We start from the raw sequence: 6396 nt of genomic DNA on the forward strand, positions 1-6396 counted from the left end.
ATTAGAAGGTATAGAAGGAAGCAAGAGAATAGAACGAATGATGGATTATTTTAGAAAAAATCCTATAAAAGAAGTTGGAAATATGAAACTTGAAACTTTAACAGATTACCTTTTAGATGATACTGAAATGGATAAGAGCAATGTTTTAGAATACAAATTAGACGATGGTTCTTGGTATACAATAAGACCTTCTGGAACTGAGCCTAAAATTAAGATATATATCTATAGTAAAGACAAAGTAGAAAAAGAAGCTGAGCATAAAATACAATCAATAGAAAAAACTGTAGTAGATAAACTTAAAAGTGTAGAATAGTATTATAAATTTAAATAACAAAAATCACATTCTCTTAAATGAGAAGTGATTTTTGTTGTGTATGTATAAATAAACATAAGAATAAATAAAATAAATAGATTGGACATGATTATATGATTGCATTATTAAAACTATCCCCTGTATTTTTATTAGCAGGACTTATGATTGGTAGCAACATTGGTAACTTAGGTTTAGATATATTAGTTATAGCGCCAATAGTTACAATTTATGCTGCCATTATAGCTTATATAACGGAAAAAATGAAATTTAATGAAATTGTAGATACAATGGTTGAAAATGTAAAGGGCTTGCAGTTAGTCTTTTTTATTTTAATGTTTGCTTACGCTATGGCAGAAATATTTATGGCAACAGGGGTAGGTGCGTCTATTATTAATATATCTTTAAAACTTGGTCTTACTGCTAGGACTATTGGAGTTACAACTTTTATAGTAACGGCAATTCTATCCATAGCAACGGGGACTTCATGGGGTACATTTGCTGCAACAGCACCTATATTTTTATGGCTTAATCATATAGTAGGAGGCAACATACTGCTTACCCTTGGTGCTATAGCAGGAGGATCTTGTTTTGGAGACAATATAGGACTTATATCAGATACTACTGTTATAAGTTCTGGAATTCAGAAGGTCGATGTAATAGATAGGATTAGGCATCAAGGAGTTTGGTCTATTCTATGTCTTATATTTTCAGCATTTTTATTCTTTGTTTTTAGTTTTAATCTTCCTTCAATAGTAGGTAGCGCTTCAGATGCTATCAATGAGATACCACAAGAAGTTTGGAATAATTTAATGCAAGAAAAACCAGTAGCAGTAGAACTATTAAATCAAGTTAAAGAAGGAGTACCATTTTATATGATAACACCTTTATTGTTAGTCTTAATACTAGCTATAAAGGGCCTTCCAACTATAGCCTGTCTAGGAGTAGGTATACTATCATCACTTATATTTGGGCTTATGGCTGGAACCGTAACTTCTATAAAAACATTTTCAGATTTAATTTATAGTGGTTTTTCAGATGCAGGTTCATGGGTTATAGTGATGATGATGTGGATGGGAGCATTTGGAGGTATAATGGGAAAAATTCAAGCATTTAATCCATTGTCAAATTTAATTTTAAAAATGGTTAAAAATGTTAGACAGCTTATGTTTGCAAATGGACTTTTATCTATTATAGGAAATGCAGCCTTAGCTGATGAAATGGCACAAGTAGTAACTATAGGACCTATAATCAAAGAATTGACAGAAAAAAATATAGAGGGAAGCAAAGAAGATATGTATACACTAGCACTTAGAAATGCTACTTTTTCAGATGCCCTTGCAGTATTTGGATCACAGCTTATTCCATGGCATGTTTATGTAGGATATTTTATAGGTATAGCAAATACAGCATATCCTTTATATGATTTTCAAGTTTTTGATATTATAAAATATAACTTTATGGCTATTGTAGTAGTAGTTTCCATATTGCTTTTAACAATAACTGGACTTGATAGATATATTCCATTGTTTAAAATTCCTAGTGAACCAGATGTAAAGCTAAATAAAGAAAATAATAAAATATAGACTTTGAAATAATCTTATAATAGTTTTCTAACTATTATAAGATTATTTAATATTTATAATAAATTATATTTGCTTATTTAAAATCAATTTATCCATAATTTCAACTCCGCTAAGATTAGACTTATCTCTTAAAATCTCTCCTGATTTTTTATTTAAAAGTTCATAAATTATTTCACCGCCAAGACCTTCCTTTATCTGCGCACCCATTAGACCATCTATAGGTGCTTCCAAATTTACAAAAGATTTTTTATGAGCAAATATTTTTAATTTATAATGTTTATTTTCTAAGGATACTTCTATGCTTGTTTTGGAATTATGTTTTATTTTACATTTACTCATATTATAAGTGGCAAATCTTATATCTCTATCACCTGTCCATAAATGGCAGATGAATCCATCAAAACTAGTAGGACCAAAAGGTATATCAGCCCAAGAGAAAAAAAGTGAGCTAGGTCTTTTACTAAAGTGATTAGACTGAAGCCAGATATAATATTTTGGAAAAGAACTACCAAGATCTTTTTCAATATATCCTCTTCCCTCATTAAAACAAATATCTTCTCCATTTATATTTAAATTTCCATCTAATTTGTGGTCCAAGCTTACTATATCGTGTATGCATTCTAAAGCTGGCAAATAAGAAAACAAACCCATAATATCAGGACTTATAAAGGAACTTGGAAGTTCTTTCATATTAGAGAAGTTAATTTCACCCTTTATTTCAAACTCACTATTTGAAAAATTTATATTTATTCCATCTTTAAAAAAAGAGTTGGTATCTATTTTTAAATTAAAAGGATTTTTATTAGTTGAAAATTCCTTTATATCATATCTTTTATAGTCAGTTGTAACATCCCAGTTCTTATCTAACCTTCCTAAAACACACTGAAGCATAGCATAAGATTCTTTTTCATTTCTGTGAAAACTTGGAATAAAAGATATAATAGTTTTTCCATCGCTGGATACAAGCTTATAATACCAACCTTCAAAATAGTTTTTACGTTTTAAATTTCTAAAATTTATGCTATCTTTATTTCGTGAACCCATTTTTTCACCTCTAATGGTATTTTGTATAAGTATAAGCTATATATACCTTAAAGTTTAAAATTAAAGCTTAATAGTTAAAATCCATATATAGATATTTAAATAAAGATGAGTGGTATATATTGTAGGACAGGTTTCTAGTGATTGTATTCTTTTTTTATTGTGATATAATTCTTTGAATGATATAGACATATACTATATAAAATGAAAATGTAGGTGAAATTATGGAAGATTTACATTCGAAAAAAGGCGTACGATCTGAAGTGAATAAAATAGCAGGTCCAGTTTTCATAGAACTTTTAATGGGAACTTTATTTGGAATGGTTGATATGATAATGCTTGGGAACTTTGGAGATAATGCTACATCAGCAGCAGGTATAGCGTCGGTTGGAATTACAAACCAATTAGTTTTAATAGGTTTATCTTTAGTTCAAGCTTTAAGTATAGGCGCTACAGCTATGATAGCTAGGTATATGGGGGGGCACAGAGAAGATAGAGTAGAGTCTGTAGTAAAACATATTATACTTATAACACAAATGTTTTTAGCTATCCCAATAGTTATATTATCCATTAGTTTTGCACCAGGACTTATGAAATTTTTAGGTGCACATGGAGATACTATTGCAATTGGAAGCACATATTTTAAAATAATAATGTTAGGGTTTTTATTTCAATCACTTAACTTTGCTATATTTGCATCTTTAAGAGGAGTTGGAGATACTAAAACCCCTATGAAGATTAATGTATTTGTAAATCTTTTAAACGTAATTGGAAACTTAGTTCTTATTTATGGACTAATGGGTTTCCCAGCCCTTGGGGTAACAGGAGCTGGTATATCTACAGCACTTTCCCAAGTAATTGCAACCATACTTTCTCTTATATATATATTGAAAAAAGATAGTACCATTCATATAAATTTAAAAGAAAAGTTTAGAGTAGAAAAAGATATTATATTTAATCTTGTGAAAATTGGTGTACCAGCATCTTTAGAACAAATAGCTATGAGACTTGGTGTACTCCTTTTTATTAGAATTGTAGCATCACTTGGAACTGTAGCATATGCTACACATCAAATAGCTATAAATATACTAAGTTTATCATTTACGCCTGGACAAGCCTTTGGTATAGCAGCTTCAACATTAACTGGTAAGAGTTTGGGAGCTGATGAACCTGTATTGGCAGAAAAATATATAAAAACTTGTAGCAAAATAGGCTCACTTGTATCTGGGTTTATGGCTATAATATTTTTCTTCTTTGGTGGAGCTATAGCTAGTTTATATTCTAATGACCCACAAGTTATAGGTCAGGCTGGACAAATCTTAAAGTTAATAGCATTTATACAACCTTTCCAAAGTTCATCTCTCATAGTCGCAGGAGGTCTTAGGGGAGCAGGAGATACTATATTCACCCTTATGTCATCTTTTATAGGAATCCTTATTATAAGAGTAGCACTTGCATATTATTTTGTAATAATAGTTGGAACAGGATTGGTAGGAGCATGGCTAGCCATATTAATAGACCAATTTATAAGATGGATCTTAGTAAACTATAGATTTAGGACAGGTAAGTGGAAATATGTAGTTATAAGATAAAAAAATCAGTCTCATTAATGAGACTGATTTTTTTAGCCTAATATTTTTTTACTACACATTTTGCCAGTAGGAGTTGCTGCTAATCCGCCCATCGCTGTTTCCCTTAAAGCTGCAGGCATAGATTTACCTACTTTAGACATTGCATCAACTACTTCATCAAATGGTACTAGTGACTGAACTTTAGCAAGAGCCATATCTGCTGATGTAATAGCATTTACAACTCCTGATGAATTTCTAAGAGCACATGGATATTCTACTAAACCCGCTACAGGGTCACATACTAAGCCCATTATATTTGTAAGTGCAAAAGAAGATGCATTAAATGAATCTTCAGGATCTCCTCCAGCCATTTCAACTAAAGCACCAGCTGCCATAGCAGCTGCAGCACCACATTCTGCCTGACATCCACCCTCAGCTCCAGATATGGTAGAGTTTTTAGCTATAATCTCTCCAATTCCAGCTGATGTAAATAGGCCTTTAATAAGATCTTCATCACTCAAATCTAACTTTTCTTTAACTGATAAAAATGCACTAGGAATTATTCCAGATGCTCCAGCAGTAGGAGAGGCAACTATTTTCCCCATACTTGCATTTACTTCAGCTGTTGAAAAAGCTTTAGCCATGGCTGAGTTAATAAAGTTCCCAGCAAGTGTTTTACCTTTATTTTTATAATCTTCTATTTTCTTAGCATTTCCACCAGTTAAACCTGATACAGACTTTACTTCTTTTTCAAGTCCTGCATTTGCAGAAAGTTTCATTACTTCTAGTGACTCTCTCATTTTTTCTATAAGTTTTTCATAAGTAAGTCCAAAGCTTTCCATTTCTTTTTCTATAATAACATCTGATATAGATTTGTTTTCTTCCTTACATTTTTGAAGTATTTCTTCCGCTCTATTAAACAATTAAATTCACCTCTCTATTGGATTTATAAATTTTTTATATGAAATTCCCTTTAAATTGGAAACTTCACTAATCAAATGATCATCTAAAATAGAATCAGATTCACAAATCATGGTAGCAACATTTTTTTCTCTAGTAACTTTCATTGTTGCAATATTTAAGTTTTTATCTGCAAATATAGTACCAACTTCACTTATAACACCTTGCCTATCTTCATACTTTAAAATTAAAGTGGGTTTATCTGCAGCTAAGTTTACACTATTGCCATTTATATCGTTTATAATTATATTTCCACCGCCGATAGAAGAACCGCTTATATAAAAATCTTCCTTATCTCTATATTTAAAAATAAGCTTCACAGTGTTTGGATGAACATATCCCAAATCTATTTCTTCAAATGATACTTCTATATCTTTTTTGCTAGCTTCTTCCAAAGAAGTTTTTATATTTGCATCATCTGGATCATAACCTAATATACCACCTACAAGTGCCTTATCAGTGCCATGACCTTTATATGTCTTAGCAAAAGAACCATGTAACATAAATATAACTTTATAAAAACCATCTCCAGCAATTTCTTTAGCTATTCTAGCAAGTCTTGCAGCACCTGCTGTATGAGAACTTGATGGACCTATCATAATTGGACCTAATATATCAAATACACTATAATCTTTCATTGTTACCTCCTCAATCTTATCTATATATCAAAATATGTAGAATATATTTTTGATAGTATCTTACTTATATCTCAATTATACTTAACAATGGAACTATTAACAAGAAGTTTATTCACCTAGATATTAATTTCATGAGAATACATTATATTACAATATATATTTATTGATTATCAATAAATATATATTGTAATATAATGAAAATGGTATATAATAGAAATATAGAAATTAAGAAAAAAAGTCCAGCTAAGAATTGTCAATAGGAAACTTAAAAATATTTAATAACCAGCTGG

Annotated in this window: 5 protein-coding genes and 1 pseudogene; 3 read left to right on the top strand and 3 right to left on the bottom strand. The window is 30.4% G+C overall.

From position 1 onward, the window contains the following. Both ACTHW2_RS09685 and ACTHW2_RS09690 read left to right on the top strand, forming a co-directional pair. A pseudogene (locus ACTHW2_RS09685) lies at positions 1-313 on the top strand (phospho-sugar mutase); the annotation flags it as partial. A 113-nt stretch (positions 314-426) separates the two neighbouring features. Next, on the top strand, positions 427-1896 hold the full coding sequence (locus ACTHW2_RS09690) for a Na+/H+ antiporter NhaC family protein (protein ID WP_442263726.1): 1470 nt from the start codon (positions 427-429) through the stop codon (positions 1894-1896). Positions 1897-1959: 63 nt separating this feature from the next. Here the strand turns inward: ACTHW2_RS09690 and ACTHW2_RS09695 are convergent, their stop codons facing one another. Continuing rightward, complete coding sequence (locus tag ACTHW2_RS09695) at positions 1960-2940, bottom strand: tocopherol cyclase family protein (RefSeq protein WP_442263727.1); 981 nt, start codon at positions 2938-2940, stop codon at positions 1960-1962. Between the two features lie 221 nt (positions 2941-3161). Between ACTHW2_RS09695 and ACTHW2_RS09700 the strand changes: the two genes are divergently transcribed. Then, on the top strand, positions 3162-4529 hold the full coding sequence (locus ACTHW2_RS09700; RefSeq protein WP_442263728.1) for an MATE family efflux transporter: 1368 nt from the start codon (positions 3162-3164) through the stop codon (positions 4527-4529). Between the two features lie 32 nt (positions 4530-4561). On the opposite strand, the gene sdaAA is transcribed toward ACTHW2_RS09700, so the two are convergent. After that, a complete protein-coding gene (gene sdaAA / locus ACTHW2_RS09705; protein WP_442263729.1) occupies positions 4562-5431 on the bottom strand; it encodes an L-serine ammonia-lyase, iron-sulfur-dependent, subunit alpha in 870 nt (289 codons plus the stop codon). 6 nt (positions 5432-5437) lie between these two features. Further along, positions 5438-6106 (bottom strand): L-serine ammonia-lyase, iron-sulfur-dependent subunit beta, encoded by a 669-nt coding sequence (gene sdaAB, locus ACTHW2_RS09710; protein WP_442263730.1) that lies wholly within the window; start codon positions 6104-6106, stop codon positions 5438-5440. Positions 6107-6396: the final 290 nt, after the last annotated feature.

The organism is Tissierella sp. (genome assembly GCF_052089545.1).
Lineage (GTDB): Bacteria > Bacillota > Clostridia > Tissierellales > Tissierellaceae > Tissierella_A.

Bases quoted from the DNA above. Each gene is read 5' to 3' on its own strand.
- ACTHW2_RS09695 (WP_442263727.1), bottom strand. From the start codon at position 2,940: ATGGGTTCACGAAATAAAGATAGCATAAATTTTAGAAATTTAAAACGT.
- ACTHW2_RS09690 (WP_442263726.1), top strand. From the start codon at position 427: ATGATTGCATTATTAAAACTATCCCCTGTATTTTTATTAGCAGGACTT.
- sdaAB (WP_442263730.1), bottom strand. From the start codon at position 6,106: ATGAAAGATTATAGTGTATTTGATATATTAGGTCCAATTATGATAGGT.
- ACTHW2_RS09700 (WP_442263728.1), top strand. From the start codon at position 3,162: ATGGAAGATTTACATTCGAAAAAAGGCGTACGATCTGAAGTGAATAAA.